The sequence below is a fragment of the Hymenobacter sp. genome, from assembly GCF_035709525.1.
Lineage (GTDB): Bacteria > Bacteroidota > Bacteroidia > Cytophagales > Hymenobacteraceae > Hymenobacter.
Window position 1 is genome coordinate 40833 of the sequence record NZ_DASTEP010000207.1, and the last position, 14691, is coordinate 55523.

Consider the following 14691-nt stretch of genomic DNA (forward strand, 5'->3'; position numbering starts at 1 on the left):
CCCATGAAGAATACCTTTCTGACCGTGGCCGCCGCAGTTGCTTTTACGGCCGCGCTCGGCCTGGCTACGCCGGCCCTGGCCCAGAGCTCCGCCATCACCAACGCCCAACTGAGCCTGAAAGCCAACCAGATGGACAAAGCTTTGGAAAGCATCAACCAAGCCGTCGCCAGCGATAAAACTAAGGAAAAGGACAAAGCCAAGGCGTGGTTTACGCGCGGCGAAATCTACGCCCAGCTGATAAGCCCCACCACGGCGGCGCTCTATACCAAGTACACCAAGGACATGCAGCCCGGCGAAGGCCTGCAAAAAGCCGTGGAATCGTATAACAAAGCGCTGGAGCTGGACGGCCCCACCGGCGAGTATGGCAAGCAGGTGCCCGGCCAGTTGCAAACCCTGTACGGGTTAGCATTCAACGAAGGGGTAAAGGGCTACCAGGCCAAGGAATACGATAAGGCACTGGCCAGCTTCCAGTTGGCAGCTAAGATTCAGCCCCAGGATACCACGGCGGCCCTGTACAGCGCCTATACGCAGCAGGCGCGCCAGGACGTAGCCGGTGAAAAAGCCGCTTATGCGCAGGCCTTGGGCCTGGATGCCTACAAGGCCAAGCCCGCGCCAGTCAACGTATACGTGCGACTGTTGCAACTGGCCCGCCAGGAAAAGAACGACGCCGAAGCCAAGCAGGTGCTGCAAAAAGCCCTGGCTGCGTACCCCAACAACAAAACGTTCCTGCTCGAAGACCTGAACCTCTCGATGCAGGGTGGTGCCAACGGCGATGCGGCCATCGACAAAATTGGCAAAGCCATCCAGGCCGACCCCAACAATGCGAGCCTGTATGCCGTGCGCGGCACGCTCTACGACCAGCAGAAAAAATCCGATTTGGCGCTGGAAGACTACAAGAAAGCCATCTCGCTGGACCCGAACAATTTTGATGCGCAGTTCAACGCTGGTATCAATAACTTCAACCGGGCGGCGGCGCTGTACACCAAAGCCAGCAAAATGGACCTGAAAACCTACCAGGTTCAAGGCAAAAAAGTAGAGGCTGAGGGTAAAAAGTATTTTGAAGCCGCGCAGCCGTATTTTGAGAAGGCACTGGCGCTTCAGCCCAACGACCGCAGCACGATTACTGCCTTGCAGAAAGTCTACTACCGGCTGGGCCGCACTGCGGACTCGGAGCGAATGAATGCGAAGCTGCAAACGCTGAAATAAAACGATAGGGTGGAATTAGAAAAGCCCGGCCGCGCTAGCGGCCGGGCTTTTTGTTTTTAAGCACTAAGTCGGAGAGAATAGAGAGAAGAAATACGAGGGAAGGGTAGGTAGTTCAGTTAATCAATTTAACATAATATAAATTATAAGACAAATAATAGTAGCGCGTTAGTGGTAGTAAGTAGTGCGAATTTCAGCAGTGGCTAATTGAGCCAGAAGGAAACCGCCCTGGGCTTGTATGCCGAATTAGTGCTTATTCGGGAAGGGAAGTTAAGCCAGGAAATGTGAGCAGTTTTGGTTCAGCGTAGAGCGGCAAGCCTGGCCGGCCGGGTGCGCTGCTGGCGTGGTCAATGAGCGGTTTTGGTTCAGCGTAGAAACATTTTGTGTCTGGCGTTAGGAATACGTATCCTGACGCCTCTAATAGCCTCCTCGGCAAAATAGACCATATCCATCACTGAGCTGAAATTCAATCGTTGTTAACCCACGTGGATGAAAGAAGCCTAGGTGTCTCAAGTGCCTGCTGTAGATGAGCACTGCGAATAGCTACGGCGCCTCGGGCACTCAGGTCACTGCAGAGCAAAGGTTTTGCTCTGAAACTGTAGTAATTTGCTATTTATCTGCTACTCGTTTAAATATTATCCGTCTTGGTGTCGTCTGCATCCGTCTGTGGTCAGGCACCAAGTCTCAGGGTATTCGTATTGTTGCTATTGGTTTGAGGCTAGCTGTTATTTATGGTAGCCGCGAGAATTAAGTAGTATAAAAATAGGGGGTGTTAGCTCCTACCCTCTTGCACAAAGGAAAATACGATAAAATAAGCCTTAGTACTATGAAGTATAAAAAAGTATAATGAATCTTAAATTTTAGTACTTTTTTATACTTTATAGTACTAAGGCACCATAACTATTGTTTATTTACTGCGTTTATCTTACCACAAACACTACACCTCCTTTTATGCCGAAACTTATAGACTATCCCCGCACTAGCTACACCGGAGCCTGGGAAGTTGCTGAAGTAGTTGATGATACTGGGGGCAAATGCGCCCTGGAAACTTGTGCTCGCAAGTTAAACCGCAAGGTAAGTGGCTCTTTCAAGGCCATTATAGGGTCTGCCGTAAAGTTTGGACTGCTGACCAGCAAGCGTGAAATGCTGACCACGACTACTCTATTTCGGCGGATTAAGCACGCTTACGATAAACAGGAAGAGGTACTATTTCACCGCGAAGCTTTCCTGACACCACCCCTATTCACGCAACTCTGCCGCAAGTTCCGTGCCCGCGAGCTCCCGGTTGCGATGCTCGATGTACTGCTTATCCGGGAGTTTGGCGTAGAAGAAATAAATGCGCAAAGCGTAGCCAAGGCCTTTATAGACGGGGCGCGCATGGTAGGTGTACTCGATGAAAACAATACCGTAGCAGACATCGACCAACTTGCCGCCCAGCAGCCGCCCCGACGCGAACTGGCCAGCCCACCGCCCGCGGGTAATATCTTCCGGCAGTCGCCAGCCCCAGCGATTCCCGCCACGGATGAGGGCGAAGAGGAAGACGCGCCGGAGAAAGACCATTCCTCTGGTGAACCCGAATTCCCCGCAAACTCAGCAAACAGCCCGACATCCAGCCTGCCTAAACCAACCGCACCTTCTCGGACGCCTCTACCGGCACCGCGCCCAGCCCCGGCGGCTACCACAGACGCAATTGCGCACTTATTCGGCTTTAATTCGACGCCTGAAACCCTAAAAGCGCCTGTGGCAACCCCAGTTGCTCAACCACCCAGCCCACAGCGCACGGCGCCTGAGCTAGCTAAACCCACTACACCGGCCCCAGCTCCCCTCTCTCCGTCTGAGGCAGGCAGCCTGTTGTTCAGCATTCAACTCGTAGGCCCTGGGCTAAACACGCAGCTAGATGTGGTTGATGTGGAAGACCTGGCTTTAGTACGGGCCCTACTCGATAAGATAGAGCGCCGCCTCAACCGTTAAGCTATTCGACTAATGACCAACAGCTTTCTCTTTCGTTTATATATTATGTTAAACTGACAAGCCACGGAAGCAAATCGGAACCCTGCCAAAAACCTACCTGAACTTAACAGAGAAATCCCCCTTGCGAGGTTGCGTAGTGCGCTCTTACAGCACTTCACAACTAGCGAGGGGGATTTTTTAAGCGACGGCTTTTGACCCCGTCTACTCCGGAAGCGGACGACGCTGACCAGCACCGATAGTCTGATGGCGCTGCCGCAGCACGGCCAACAGTTCGTTGAGCGAAGACCCACTAATCCGCAGCAGTACGAGCAGGTGATATACCAAATCGGCCGCCTCGCCAGCCAGGCCTGCTTTATTACCGGCCATCGCGTCGATAACAGTTTCGACGGCCTCCTCCCCCACCTTTTGGGCAATGCGGGCCAGACCTTTCTCAAACAGCCGCACCGTGTACGAGCCCGGCTCCTCGGCCGGAAACTGCCGCCGCCGTTCGATGAGCTGGTCCAGCTCGGCTAAGAACCCCACGGCGGGGGCGGGCGCCCCCACTCCTACTAGTATGCCCGTACTTGAAGCAACGGGCGCAACGGCGGCTACTGGCACCGCCACGTCGAAGCAGCTGGTGGTGCCCCGGTGGCAGGTGGGGCCGTCGGGGTGGGCCAGCACCAGCACGGTGTCCTGGTCGCAGTCGACGTGCAGGCTTACTACTTGCAGGTAGTGGCCGCTGGTTTCGCCCTTGGTCCACAGGCGCTGCCTGGAGCGGGAGAAAAACGTAACGCGGCCCTCGGCCTGCGTCTTAGCCCAGGCTTCGGCATTAAAATAGCCCAGCATGAGCACTTGCCCGGTGCCGGCATCCTGCACGATGGCGGGGATGAGCTGGTCGGGCATTTTGGCAAAATTCAAATCCATTTGATGTAAGTTGTGCAACAAAGGTCTGCCCCAGGCCTGACTTTAACCGGCACAGGGGCGACTCCTCTCCCACCGGCTTTGCCCCCGCGCCGGTCAGGTAATTAGCTAAGCGCTGGTTTTCAAGGGGTCAATTCCGGCAAATTCAGCAGCGCCCGCAACACGAGTACGGCTACGTCGGCCCCGCGGTCGCCGTTGGTGAAGATGACTACCCCGCGCCGGGAACGGGGCAGCAGCACTATCAGGGTAAACAAGCCCTCGTCGCGGCCCGAGTGCAACAGCACGTAGTCGTCGGCGGGCCGGTTGTGGATGGGCAGCACCTGCCAGCCCAGGCTCATACCCTGCCCCTGGCCGGGCGGGCCGGTGGCCACCTGCGGCGTAGCCATGAGGTGAAACAGACTGTCGGACAAGCCCGCCCCGGCCAGCACCCAGGCCCCGAACGCGGCGTAGTCGCCGACGGTAGAAACCAGGCCATCGGCCGCGTTGGGGGCGGCGGGCCGGGGCGTGCGCCGGGGGTTGCCCCGCGCGTCGTGCCCGCCGGCCAGGCGCGCCGAGTCCAGGCCCGGGTCGGCGGCATAGCTGTAGCGGGTATCGGCCAGGCGCAATGGCCGCAGCACCAGCGAGTCGGAGAGCTGCGGCAGGGTACGCTTAAACTTGTGCTCCAGGGCTTGGCGCAGGTATTCGAAGCCCTCGCCCGAGTAGCCGTAGGTGGTGCCGGGGTCGTGCAGAAAGGCCAGCCGGTGGGTGGGCGTTTGCCAGCGCCAGTTGGGCAGGCCGGTCTGGTGGCTGAGCACCAGCCGGGTAGTGAGCTGCGGCAGGCGCGGGTCGGCGGCCAGGTCGGGGTCGGTCCAGTAGTGCGCCAGGGGCTCGTCGAGGTGCCAGCGGCCGTGCTGCACCAGTTGCAGCACGGTGAGCGTGACCAGGGGCTTGGTCAGCGAAGCCACCGGAAACAGCGTGCCACGCGAAGCCGGGCGGCCGGGTTGCAGCTCGCCCAGCACTTGCACCTGCCGCACCCGCCCGCCCTCGATGAGCCCCAGGCCCACGGTGGGCACGTGGCTGCGCGCCATCCAGCGGCGCAGGCTGTCCGGGCTGGGCAGCCGAAACGCGGGCCCCGACTGCGCCGCCGCGGGCACCAGCCCCAGCCACCCGACCAGCAAAGCGGGGAGGTAGTTTTTCATTTGTAAAAAGCAGGTTTTAATGGCCATAGCTGACCACGCGGGTGATGCGCCACCCACCGGACTGACGCTGCCACACCATCACGAACTTAAAGGTGCCGCAGTCGGGCCGACCGTTTTCGGTGTGGCAAAAGCGGTGCGCCCCCACCTGGATGGCCCCGTAGTTTTTGATGGGATAAACCTCCAGGCTGCCGGGCACCAGCTCGCGGCGGATGTCGGCGTTGTGGGCAAAGACGCTGGCAAAGCCCTGGCGCGTCTGGCTGAAAGTCGAGAGGCCGCCCGTGTCATGGAAAAATTCGACGTCGGGCGCGAAAAAGGCCATCAGGCCGTCTACGTCGTGAGCGTTGTAGGCGACAAATGCCTGGGCATCGAGGCGGGTGATGAGCTGGGTGAGGCTATCGGCCGGGGCAGTGGGCCGGGCCGCCGGGACCGACGGGTGCGCCAGCCGGGGACGCGCGGGCGGCGCAGCCTGACCTAACGCGGGCGGGACGGCTAGCACCAGCCCACTCGCCACCAAAAGCAGAAAACGAGACATCATAAGAGAGATAAAACGGAAAGTGAGACGCTGGCCGGAAAGCCCCGCAAACCTACCCCACCCCACCCACGCCAGGATTGTACAAATGCGAACGCTACGCATTTTCGCCCAATCAGAAGCTGATAAGAGGCGGTAGAGAAGCCGCCTTGCCTCTCCCATTCGCCGGGCTCCGCAACCTCGACACTACCCCGCCTCGCCGTAGCCCCGGCCGGTGAGGGGCAGCAGAAACTCCTCTTTGTTGAAGCGCCCCGGCGAGCGCTGCACCAGGCGGCCAAAGGTGCGAATGAAGTGCGCTTGGTCGTAGAAGCCGTAGTCGAGCGCCACCTGGGCCAGCGGCTGGGGCTGGCCCAGCTCCTGGAGCGCATCTACTACCCCGCGCACCCGCAGCACGGTCGCAAACTCCTTGGGCGTGAGCCCCAGGCCGTGCTTAAACTGCTTTTCGACCTGCCTAGTCGAGCAGCCCAGCTCTTGCGCCAAATCGGCGATGCGCAGGCAGCCGTTGGCTTGCTGCAAGCGCTGGCACGCCCGGCGCAGCCAGCCGCTCGCCTCGGCTTCGGCCGCCCGGATTAATCCCGGCAGCTGGGTTTCGAGCAGGCGCATCACCAGTGCTTCGCCGCCTGGGGCCTCGTCCTCCGCCAGGGCATACGACGGAAGCTCCAGCGCCGCCAGCTCGGGCAGCAGCCCGGTTAGCGGCACCAGCGCATCGGCCGTATCGGCCAGCGAGCGGGCGCTGAGCGCGGCCAGCGCCCAGGGGTGCAGCTGCGCCAGCGTTACGTGGGTGAAGGGCTGAATAACGACCTCGACGCTGCCCCGCGCCTGCCCACAGAAGTAGCTGGCGGCGGGCAGCACGTGCGGCCCGCGCCGGTTCTGCACGTGCAGGCCCTGCCCCCGCACGTAGGCCAGGTTGAAGCAGCTGTTGGGCAAAACCTGCTGATTGGTGACCGGGGCGGCGTTTTGCCCGTTGTCGAGCACCCAGAACTTGCGCACCAGCTCGCTGAGCGGCGCGGCCGTGTAGTACTCGCGGTAAGCAAACGGGCGGCCCATACCGGCCAAGATACAACGCTCTAACGAGGCTCCAGCAAATCCCAGCGGTTGCCGTACAAGTCCTCGAACACGACCACCGTCGCGTAGGCTTCCTCCCGGGGCGTTTCCACGAACGTGATACCCTGGGCCTGCATGCGGTGGTAGTCGCGCCAGAAATCGTCGGTAGACAGAAAAAGGAAAACCCGGCCCCCGGTCTGGTCGCCCACCCGGCTGAGCTGGGTAGCACCCTCGGCCCGGGCCAGCAGCAGCGCGGGGCCAGGGCTACCCGCACCGGCAGGGGTCACCAGCACCCAGCGCTTGCCCGCGCCCAGGGGCGTATCGGCCAGCAGCTCAAAGCCCAGCTTTTGGGTGTAGAAGGCAATGGCTTCGTCGTAGTCGCGCACCAGCAGGGCGACGTGGGCAAGTTGTTGGGGCATATTTCTTTTAACGTAGTTAATATATCCGTCATGCTCATGCTGAACGCAGCGGAGTCGAAGCATCTCTTTAGCAGAGTAACCTCTAGCGTAAGCAACGAAGCGGCAGAGATACTTCGAGATGCTTCGGCTGCGCTCAGCAGGACAACCGCCGACCAAACGCCGACAATCGACTACCCCACCGGCCGCATGGCCACGCCCTCGGCCAGCAGGTAGTTTTTGAGGCCCGCCACCGATAAGTCGCCAAAGTGAAACACGCTGGCCGCCAGCGCGGCATCGGCCCCGCCGGGCAACAACACGTCGCGGAAGTGCGGCGCAGCCCCCGCCCCCCCCGAGGCGATGACCGGCACGCCCACGGCCGCCGATACGGCCCGCGTAAACCCCAGGGCGTAGCCATCGCGGGTGCCATCGTGGCTCATGCTCGTGAGCAGGATTTCGCCCGCGCCGCGTTCGGCGGCTTCGCGGCACCAGGCCACGGCCTCGCGGCCCACGGGGTGGCGGCCGCCGTGAGTGAATACCTCCCAGGCTTCGTTGGCGGGGGTAGCGGCGGCTTCGTTGGTTTGGCGGGCATCCACGGCCACCACGATGGCCTGCGAGCCAAAGCGCCGGGCCAGCTCGTCAATCAGGCCGGGCTCGCGCAGCACCGACGAGTTGAGGCTGACCTTGTCGGCCCCGCTCAACAGTAGGGCTTCCACATCGGCCACCGCCCCGATGCCGCCGCCCACGGTGAAGGGAATATTGACCTCGCGGGCCACGTTGCGCACCAACTCGATGAGGGTGCGGCGCTTTTCCACGGTGGCCGTGATGTCGAGCAGCACCAACTCGTCGATGCCCTCCTGAGCGTAGCGCGCGGCCAGGGCCACGGGGTCGCCGGCGTCGCGCAGGTTCACGAAGTTGGTGCCTTTTACGGTGCGGCCGTTCTGCACGTCGAGGCAGGCAATGAGGCGTTTAGTTAGCATAAATTAATGCAGCAGATTGAAGTATTTGATTATTATGTATTTCGCTTCATGAAAGCTAACGGGTAGTAAAAGCAAATCAGGTAAGGTTAGAATAGTCTGCTTAATGCCACCGTCTGGCTTCGCCAGGGGCTGCGCTACCCGCAGGTAAGGCCCCTCATAAGGCTTCCAGTCGAATACATACAAACCGTACCGGGCAAAATCATCCCAAATAGCCAGCGTACCAGCATTAGGCAAAGCAAACTGATTGCTAAGCTGTTGATGCTGCTCTGCGTGCCACAATACTTCCTTTGGAATAGGCCCCCATCCACCGGTCGAAAATAGACCAATAGCGCCGGTCACATCAATGGCGAACCAATCGAATTCTATTCCGCAAAAATTATTCGCCAATTCCATTTAAACTTGTTAGCTGAGTAGTTGTAGCAGCACCTCACTTAACGGCTCCAGACTAGTAACCTCGGCCACGTGCGGCAGCGGGCGCGCCGCCCCCGTGCGGTTCAGCCACACGGGCCGGATGCCCACGGCCAGCGCGCCCACCACGTCGGCCTGCCAGTTGTCGCCCACCATCACGGTCTGGGCGGGGCTCGCTCCCAGGCGCGCCAGGGCCACCTCGTAGATGCGGGCGTCGGGCTTGAGCACTCCTACTTCTTCCGAGGTAATGAGGGCATCAACCAACTCGCTCATACCCAAGTGCCATAGCTTCTCCTGCTGCTCGGCCAGGCGGTTGTTGGTCACGATGCCAATCTTATAGGTCGGTTTCAGAGCTTGCAGCAAGGCCTGCGCCCCGGCCACCGGCCGCCGCAGCTGCTGGTAGTGCCCGTAGTAGTACTGCGCAAATTCAGAGGCCTCCTCGGCCGACACGGTGGGCTCGTAGGGGGCCAGCAGCCGCGCAAACCGCTGCTGCCGCGCTTCCTGGTAGGAGATGCGCCCGGTCATCACCTGCGGGTGCAGTTCCTCCAGCAGCTCACTGTAGCGGACGTAGAGGTCTTCGACGGACACGCCGCGCAGGGCAGCGCGGCCGGCGGCCGTAGCCGCCAGGGTCGCCCGCGCCGTCCCGATGTGGTCGAACAGCGTATCGTCGAGGTCGAAGAGGATGGTGGTGATAGGGGTGGTGGAATTCATGGAGAAGTACTACCACGCTACCGCGCCAGTTCGGCCCGCAGCTCGGCCTCCGTAATGGTACCCTCGTAAATGGCCTTGCCAATGATGGCCCCGCTCATGCCCAGCGCCCGCATGGCGGCCACGTCGGCCACCGTGGTCACGCCGCCGCTGGCCACGAATTGCGCCGCCGGGAACTGCTGCCGCAACGCCGTGTAGGTATCCGTGGCGGGGCCTTGCAGCTGGCCGTCGCGGCTCACGTCGGTGCAGATAAAGGTGGTGGCCCCAGCCGCCAGGTAGGCCCCGATGAAGCCCGTCAGAGTCTGGTCCGACTGTTCGGTCCAGGCGCTCACGGCGATATGCTCACCCTTAAAATCGGCCCCGATAATGATGCGCCCGGCCCCGAAGCGAGCCAACCACTCCCCCACCAGCGCGGGCTCGCGGGCCGCGATGCTGCCGGCCGTGAGCTGCGCCGCCCCGGCCGCAAACGCCTGCTCGGCCGCCTGCGTGGTTTGAATACCGCCGCCAAAATCGATGTGCAGCTTGGTATGGCTCGCAATGCGCTCGAGCACGGCCAGCTGGCGGGGCTCGCGGGCGCGGGCCCCGTCGAGGTCAACCAAATGCAGCCGGGTAGCCCCAAGCTGCTCGAAGTACTGGGCCTGCGCCAGCGGGTCGGCCGAGTAGGTAGTCTGGCGGGCAAAGTCGCCGCCCGTCAGGCGCACGCACGAACCGTTGATGAGGTCGATGGCGGGTATTATATCCATTTGAACATTATGCGGCGGACTACCAAAAAAGCCGCGTTTATAACATTTGAGTAAACAGGACTAGCCCAGGTTCCCGGTCAGGAAGTTGCACAGAATATGCTCGCCCACCGGGCCGCTTTTCTCCACGTGAAACTGCACGCCGTAGAAATTGCGGTACCGCACCCCGGCGCTAAACGGCGCGCCCGCCGGGTAGCTGGCCTGGGCAATGGTATACTCGCCCACCGGCGCGTAGTAGCTGTGCACGAAGTACACGTAGTCGGCGGCCACTAGCTGGCGGGGCGAACTGTTACTTGATTGGTGGGCTTCTACTAGTTGGTTCGAGTCCGACTGGGGGTCGAACCTGTCGCCCGGTAACACCTGCCCACTCAAACCCTCGAACAGCGGCGTTTGCAGGTCGTGCAGGTTGTTCCAACCCATGTGCGGCACCTTATGCGCGGCATCAGGCGTGAAGCGGACGACATCGAAGGGTAGCATCCCGAGCAGTTCAGTGCCGCCCGCCGGGCCTTCCTGGCTGTGGCGGCCCAGCAACTGCATCCCCAGACAGATGCCTAAGAAGGGCTGCGTGAGCGTGGGCAACACCTTATCCAGCCCGGCTGCCCGCAGCGCCCGCATGGCCGAGCTGGCCTCCCCTTCACCGGGAAACAGTACCCGGTCGGCCTGCCGGATTACGGCGGGGTCCGATGTAAGCACGGCATTGGTAACGCCTAGGCGCTCTAGGGCAAAGAGCACCGATTGCACGTTGCCCCCCTGGTAGTCGATGACGGCAATATTCATTTGTTAAATACGCTCACGTGTTTACAATTCACCCGGTTATACAAATGAATAAACACTAATTAGTGACTTAAAGAATGCCTTTCGTACTGGGAATCACGTGCTGGCCGCTGGGGTCACGCTGCACGGCCATCTTAATCGATTTTGCCACGGCTTTAAAAATCGCCTCGATTTTGTGGTGCTCGTTGTCGCCCTCACATTTAATGTTGAGGTTACAGCGCGCCGCGTCGGAGAAGCTTTTAAAGAAATGGTAAAACAACTCGGTCGGCACGTCGCCTACCCGCTCGCGCCGAAAGTCGGCGGCCCACACTAGCCACGGCCGGCCCGAAAAATCGATGGCCGCCTGAGCCAGCGCGTCGTCCATCGGCAGCAGGAAGCCGTAGCGGTTGACGCCGCGCTTGTCGCCAAGGGCCTCGTTGTAGGCCGCGCCGATGGCGATGGCCGTGTCTTCTACCGTGTGGTGCTCGTCGATGTGCAAATCGCCATGCGTGCGCACGTAGAGGTCGCAGCCGCTGTGCTTGCCCAATTGGTCGAGCATGTGGTCGAAGAAGCCCAGCCCGGTCTGGCAGTCGGTGTGGCCGGTGCCGTCGAGGGTGAGGATAATCTCGATGCGCGTCTCATTGGTGTTGCGCATCACGTGGGCCCGGCGCGGCGGGCGGCGCAGGTGCTCGTAGATATCGGCCCAGCTCGTGGTACTGAGCGCGGCGCGCTCGTCGGCCTCGGCGTGCAGCAGGATGGCGCGGCAACCCAGGTTCTCGGCCAGCTGCACGTCGGTGCGGCGGTCGCCGATAACGTAGGAGTGCGCCAGGTCGTAGCCGTTGGCCGGGTCGAGGTAGCGCGTGAGCAGCACCGTGCCGGGCTTGCGCGTGGGGGCCGGGTCGTGGGCAAAGCTGCGGTCGATGAGGATGTCGCTGAACTCGACCCCCTCCCCTTTCAGAATATCCAGCATTTTTTGCTGGTAGGGCCAGAAGGTGCTTTCGGGGTAGCTATCGGTACCGAGGCCGTCCTGGTTGGTTACCATGACGAGCTCGTACTCGCCATCGCGGGCCAGCTGGGCCAGGGCCGTGATGGCCCCCGGCACGAAATCGAACTTGTGCCAGGCATCAATCTGGTAGTCGGTCGGCGGCTCGATGAGGATGGTGCCGTCGCGGTCGATAAATAATACCTTCATCGCAGATTCAAACGGATTTTTAGGATGTAACGGATACGCCCGCTGCGCGGGCTGGCTAGCTGGGTGGGCGCGCTGGAAACCAGACTAGAGTTGCCTGAGCAGGGCTAGCTGGCTGAGGAGAAATTCCGCAGCGCGGCCACCAGCGTGTCGTTTTCGGCGGCCGAGCCCACGGTCAGGCGCAGAGTACCCGCGCAGGCGGCCTGGCCGGGCCGGCGCACCACGATGCCCTGGCTCAGCAGGTGCTGGTACACCGCGCCCACGTCGGGGCGGAAGCGGGTGAGCAGGAAGTTGGCATCGGACGGGAAGATGTAGTCCACGATGGGCAGCGCAGCCAGCGCGGCTTGCAGCGTAGCGCGGCTTTGCAGCAGCGCCTGGCGCATGGCCTCGAAGCGGCCCGTGTCGGCGAGCGCAGCCTGGGCCAGGCGCTGGGTGTTTTCCGACACGTTGTAAGGCATTTTGATGCGATTGAGGTAGGCAATCACCTCCGGCGAGCCGAAGGCCATCCCCAGACGGATGCCCGCCAGGCCCCAGGCTTTGGAGAAGGTTTGCAGCACGACCAGGTTCGGAAATTCCCCTAAGCGCGTGAGCCAGCTGGGCTGGTCGGCAAAGTCGGCGTAGGCCTCATCTACCACCACCAGGCCGGGAAAGCCGCGCAGTATCTGCTCGATGTCGGCCGCCCGCAGCAGGTTGCCGGTCGGGTTGTTGGGCGAGCACAAAAACACGATTTTAGCCTTGGACGCCAGAATCTGCGCAATCGCTGCTTCGCTGAGCTGAAAATCGGCGTCGAGCGGCACGCGCTCCAGCGTTACGTCGTTGAGGGCGGCGGCCACTTCGTACATGCCGAAGGTGGGCGGCGTACTCAGGATGCTGTCCTGGCCGGGCCGGGCCACCAAGCGCACCAGCAGGTCAATCACCTCATCGGAGCCGTTGCTGAGAAATACCTGCTCGGGCGCCACGCCCTTGAGCGGGGCCAGGGCGGCTTTGAGGGTGCGCTGCTGCGGGTCGGGGTAGCGGTTGAACTCGGCGGGGCCGGCGCTGCCCAGGCTGTTCTCGTTGGCGTCGAGCATCACGCGGGCCTCGCCCTGAAACTCGTCGCGGGCCGAGGAGTACGGCTTCATCGTCCGCACGTTGGGGCGAATGAGAGATTCTAAATCAAAGGACATTGTAAGGTCAAAATCGTTGGTCATGCTGAGCGTAGCGAAGCATCTCGCGTGGCGCAGTAATTTCCTGCGTTTGCGTTAGCATAGCAACGAAACGGGCGAGATGCTTCGCTCTGCTCAGCATGACAGTCGTTATAAATTAGACGAACCAGCCGCCAGGTACTCGCGACGCAGCGCCACGGCCTGGGCATGGGCGCGCAGGCCTTCCGCCTCCGCCATCGGCTCCACTACCGGGGCCAGCGCGTGCAGGCCCTCCGGGGCGAGCTGCTGGAAGGTAATTTTCTTGTAAAACGAATCGAGCGACACCCCGCTGTAGGCCCGCGCGTAGCCGCCGGTGGGCAGCGTGTGGTTGGTGCCCGAGGCGTAGTCGCCCACGGCTTCGGGCGTGAGGTGGCCCATGAACACCGAGCCCGCGTTGTAGATGTCGGCAGCCAGGGCTTCGGGCGCGGCCACGGCCAGAATCAGGTGCTCCGGCGCGTACTGATTGCTGAATTCCAGCATCGCCTCCGTATCAGGCAGCAGAATAGCGCGGCTTTCGGCCAGGGCCTGGCGGGCTATTTCGGCGCGGGGCAGCAGCGGCAGCTGGCGCTCCAACTCGGCTACTACTCCTTGTAATATGGTTTCCGAATCAGTCAGCAATACCACCTGCGAATCGGGGCCGTGCTCGGCTTGCGACAGTAGGTCGGCCGCCACGAAGGCTGGGTTGGCGCTGCTGTCGGCGATTACTAGAACTTCGCTCGGGCCGGCGGGCATATCGATGGCTACCCCGCGCTGGGCGGCTAATTGTTTGGCGGCGGTCACGTAGCGGTTGCCCGGGCCAAAAATCTTGTCCACGGCCGGCACCGAGGCCGTGCCTACCGTGAGGGCCGCCACGGCCTGCGCGCCCCCGGCTTTAATAATGGTCGTGAGCCCCAGTTCCTGCGCGGCAAACAGGATGGCGGGCGCGATGCGCCCATCACCCCGGCCGGGCGGCGTGCAGAGCACGATTTCGCGGCAGCCCGCCAGCTTGGCCGGCACCCCCAGCATTAATAAGGTAGAAAACAGCGGCGCCGAGCCCCCCGGAATGTAGAGCCCCACCCGCGGCACGGCCACGCTGCGCCGCCAGCAGCGCACGCCGGGCATGGTTTCGACCTCGGCCTCCACGGCGGCGGGGCGCTGGGCGGCGTGAAATTTCTCGATGTTCTGGCGCGCCTGCCGGATGGCGGCTTGCAGTTCGGCGGGCACCTGGGCCGCGCCTTCGGCCAGCTCCTCGGCGCTCACGCGCAGGTCGGTGAGGGCGGGCGCGCCGTCGTATTGGGCAGCGTACTGGCGCAGGGCCTTGTCGCCGCGCCGGACCACGTCGTCAAAAATCTCGGCGGCGCGGGTTAGCACCTGGGCGTTGCTGTCGGCCAGCGGGCGCGTCTGGAGCGCGGCCCACCCGGCCGGGGCGGGGTTGCGGAAAATCTGCATCGTTTTTTACTGCTTGGTGCACAGTGCCTGGTGCTTAGCCAAAAGTCTTACAACCTAGGCACTAAGCACCGAACACTAAGC

General features: G+C 61.8%; 15 protein-coding genes. 1 reads left to right on the forward strand and 14 read right to left on the reverse strand.

What is annotated here, in order from left to right:
* Window positions 1-3 precede the first annotated feature (3 nt).
* Window positions 4-1206 carry a tetratricopeptide repeat protein gene (locus tag VFO93_RS18080; RefSeq protein ID WP_325135786.1) on the forward strand — a complete coding sequence of 401 codons (1203 nt, stop codon included), beginning with the start codon at window positions 4-6 and terminating at the stop codon, window positions 1204-1206.
* A 1236-nt stretch (window positions 1207-2442) separates the two neighbouring features.
* Here VFO93_RS18080 and VFO93_RS18085 read toward each other — a convergent pair.
* The 14 genes from VFO93_RS18085 to hisD all read right to left on the reverse strand — a co-directional run bounded on the left by VFO93_RS18085 (window position 2443) and on the right by hisD (window position 14610).
* Window positions 2443-2763 (reverse strand): hypothetical protein, encoded by a 321-nt coding sequence (locus VFO93_RS18085; protein WP_325135787.1) that lies wholly within the window; start codon window positions 2761-2763, stop codon window positions 2443-2445.
* 612 nt (window positions 2764-3375) lie between these two features.
* Complete coding sequence (gene hisIE, locus VFO93_RS18090) at window positions 3376-4077, reverse strand: bifunctional phosphoribosyl-AMP cyclohydrolase/phosphoribosyl-ATP diphosphatase HisIE (RefSeq protein WP_325135788.1); 702 nt, start codon at window positions 4075-4077, stop codon at window positions 3376-3378.
* A 119-nt stretch (window positions 4078-4196) separates the two neighbouring features.
* A complete protein-coding gene (locus tag VFO93_RS18095; RefSeq protein WP_325135789.1) occupies window positions 4197-5252 on the reverse strand; it encodes a serine hydrolase domain-containing protein in 1056 nt (351 codons plus the stop codon).
* Window positions 5253-5268: 16 nt separating this feature from the next.
* Entirely contained in the window at window positions 5269-5787 is a 519-nt protein-coding gene (locus VFO93_RS18100; protein WP_325135790.1) for a nuclear transport factor 2 family protein, read from the reverse strand.
* A gap of 180 nt (window positions 5788-5967) precedes the next feature.
* Window positions 5968-6828: a helix-turn-helix transcriptional regulator gene (locus VFO93_RS18105; protein ID WP_325135791.1), complete on the reverse strand. Its 861-nt coding sequence runs from the start codon at window positions 6826-6828 to the stop codon at window positions 5968-5970.
* A 20-nt stretch (window positions 6829-6848) separates the two neighbouring features.
* Entirely contained in the window at window positions 6849-7244 is a 396-nt protein-coding gene (locus tag VFO93_RS18110; RefSeq protein ID WP_325135792.1) for a VOC family protein, read from the reverse strand.
* 170 nt (window positions 7245-7414) lie between these two features.
* On the reverse strand, window positions 7415-8200 hold the full coding sequence (gene hisF, locus VFO93_RS18115) for an imidazole glycerol phosphate synthase subunit HisF (protein ID WP_325135793.1): 786 nt from the start codon (window positions 8198-8200) through the stop codon (window positions 7415-7417).
* Between the two features lie 3 nt (window positions 8201-8203).
* The gene (locus VFO93_RS18120) at window positions 8204-8593 is read right to left on the reverse strand and encodes a hypothetical protein (RefSeq protein WP_325135794.1); all 390 of its coding nucleotides are present in this window, start codon (window positions 8591-8593) and stop codon (window positions 8204-8206) included.
* Between the two features lie 9 nt (window positions 8594-8602).
* Window positions 8603-9319 carry an HAD family hydrolase gene (locus VFO93_RS18125; RefSeq protein WP_325135795.1) on the reverse strand — a complete coding sequence of 239 codons (717 nt, stop codon included), beginning with the start codon at window positions 9317-9319 and terminating at the stop codon, window positions 8603-8605.
* A 17-nt stretch (window positions 9320-9336) separates the two neighbouring features.
* Window positions 9337-10059: a HisA/HisF-related TIM barrel protein gene (locus tag VFO93_RS18130; protein WP_325135796.1), complete on the reverse strand. Its 723-nt coding sequence runs from the start codon at window positions 10057-10059 to the stop codon at window positions 9337-9339.
* Window positions 10060-10119: 60 nt separating this feature from the next.
* On the reverse strand, window positions 10120-10833 hold the full coding sequence (gene hisH, locus VFO93_RS18135; protein ID WP_325135797.1) for an imidazole glycerol phosphate synthase subunit HisH: 714 nt from the start codon (window positions 10831-10833) through the stop codon (window positions 10120-10122).
* Window positions 10834-10900: 67 nt separating this feature from the next.
* Entirely contained in the window at window positions 10901-12001 is a 1101-nt protein-coding gene (gene hisB / locus VFO93_RS18140; protein WP_325135798.1) for a bifunctional histidinol-phosphatase/imidazoleglycerol-phosphate dehydratase HisB, read from the reverse strand.
* Window positions 12002-12105: 104 nt separating this feature from the next.
* On the reverse strand, window positions 12106-13164 hold the full coding sequence (gene hisC / locus VFO93_RS18145) for a histidinol-phosphate transaminase (RefSeq protein ID WP_325135799.1): 1059 nt from the start codon (window positions 13162-13164) through the stop codon (window positions 12106-12108).
* Between the two features lie 129 nt (window positions 13165-13293).
* Window positions 13294-14610, reverse strand: a complete 1317-nt coding sequence (gene hisD, locus VFO93_RS18150; protein WP_325135800.1) for a histidinol dehydrogenase — start codon at window positions 14608-14610, stop codon at window positions 13294-13296.
* Window positions 14611-14691 lie beyond the last annotated feature (81 nt).

Coding starts and splice junctions, on each gene's coding strand:
- hisIE (WP_325135788.1), bottom strand. CDS start 4,077: ATGGATTTGAATTTTGCCAAAATGCCCGACCAGCTCATCCCCGCCATC.
- VFO93_RS18095 (WP_325135789.1), bottom strand. CDS start 5,252: ATGAAAAACTACCTCCCCGCTTTGCTGGTCGGGTGGCTGGGGCTGGTG.
- VFO93_RS18130 (WP_325135796.1), bottom strand. CDS start 10,059: ATGGATATAATACCCGCCATCGACCTCATCAACGGTTCGTGCGTGCGC.
- VFO93_RS18110 (WP_325135792.1), bottom strand. CDS start 7,244: ATGCCCCAACAACTTGCCCACGTCGCCCTGCTGGTGCGCGACTACGAC.
- VFO93_RS18085 (WP_325135787.1), bottom strand. CDS start 2,763: ATGGTCTTTCTCCGGCGCGTCTTCCTCTTCGCCCTCATCCGTGGCGGG.
- hisH (WP_325135797.1), bottom strand. CDS start 10,833: ATGAATATTGCCGTCATCGACTACCAGGGGGGCAACGTGCAATCGGTG.
- hisF (WP_325135793.1), bottom strand. CDS start 8,200: ATGCTAACTAAACGCCTCATTGCCTGCCTCGACGTGCAGAACGGCCGC.
- VFO93_RS18120 (WP_325135794.1), bottom strand. CDS start 8,593: ATGGAATTGGCGAATAATTTTTGCGGAATAGAATTCGATTGGTTCGCC.
- VFO93_RS18100 (WP_325135790.1), bottom strand. CDS start 5,787: ATGATGTCTCGTTTTCTGCTTTTGGTGGCGAGTGGGCTGGTGCTAGCC.
- VFO93_RS18080 (WP_325135786.1), top strand. CDS start 4: ATGAAGAATACCTTTCTGACCGTGGCCGCCGCAGTTGCTTTTACGGCC.
- hisB (WP_325135798.1), bottom strand. CDS start 12,001: ATGAAGGTATTATTTATCGACCGCGACGGCACCATCCTCATCGAGCCG.
- hisD (WP_325135800.1), bottom strand. CDS start 14,610: ATGCAGATTTTCCGCAACCCCGCCCCGGCCGGGTGGGCCGCGCTCCAG.
- hisC (WP_325135799.1), bottom strand. CDS start 13,164: ATGTCCTTTGATTTAGAATCTCTCATTCGCCCCAACGTGCGGACGATG.
- VFO93_RS18105 (WP_325135791.1), bottom strand. CDS start 6,828: ATGGGCCGCCCGTTTGCTTACCGCGAGTACTACACGGCCGCGCCGCTC.
- VFO93_RS18125 (WP_325135795.1), bottom strand. CDS start 9,319: ATGAATTCCACCACCCCTATCACCACCATCCTCTTCGACCTCGACGAT.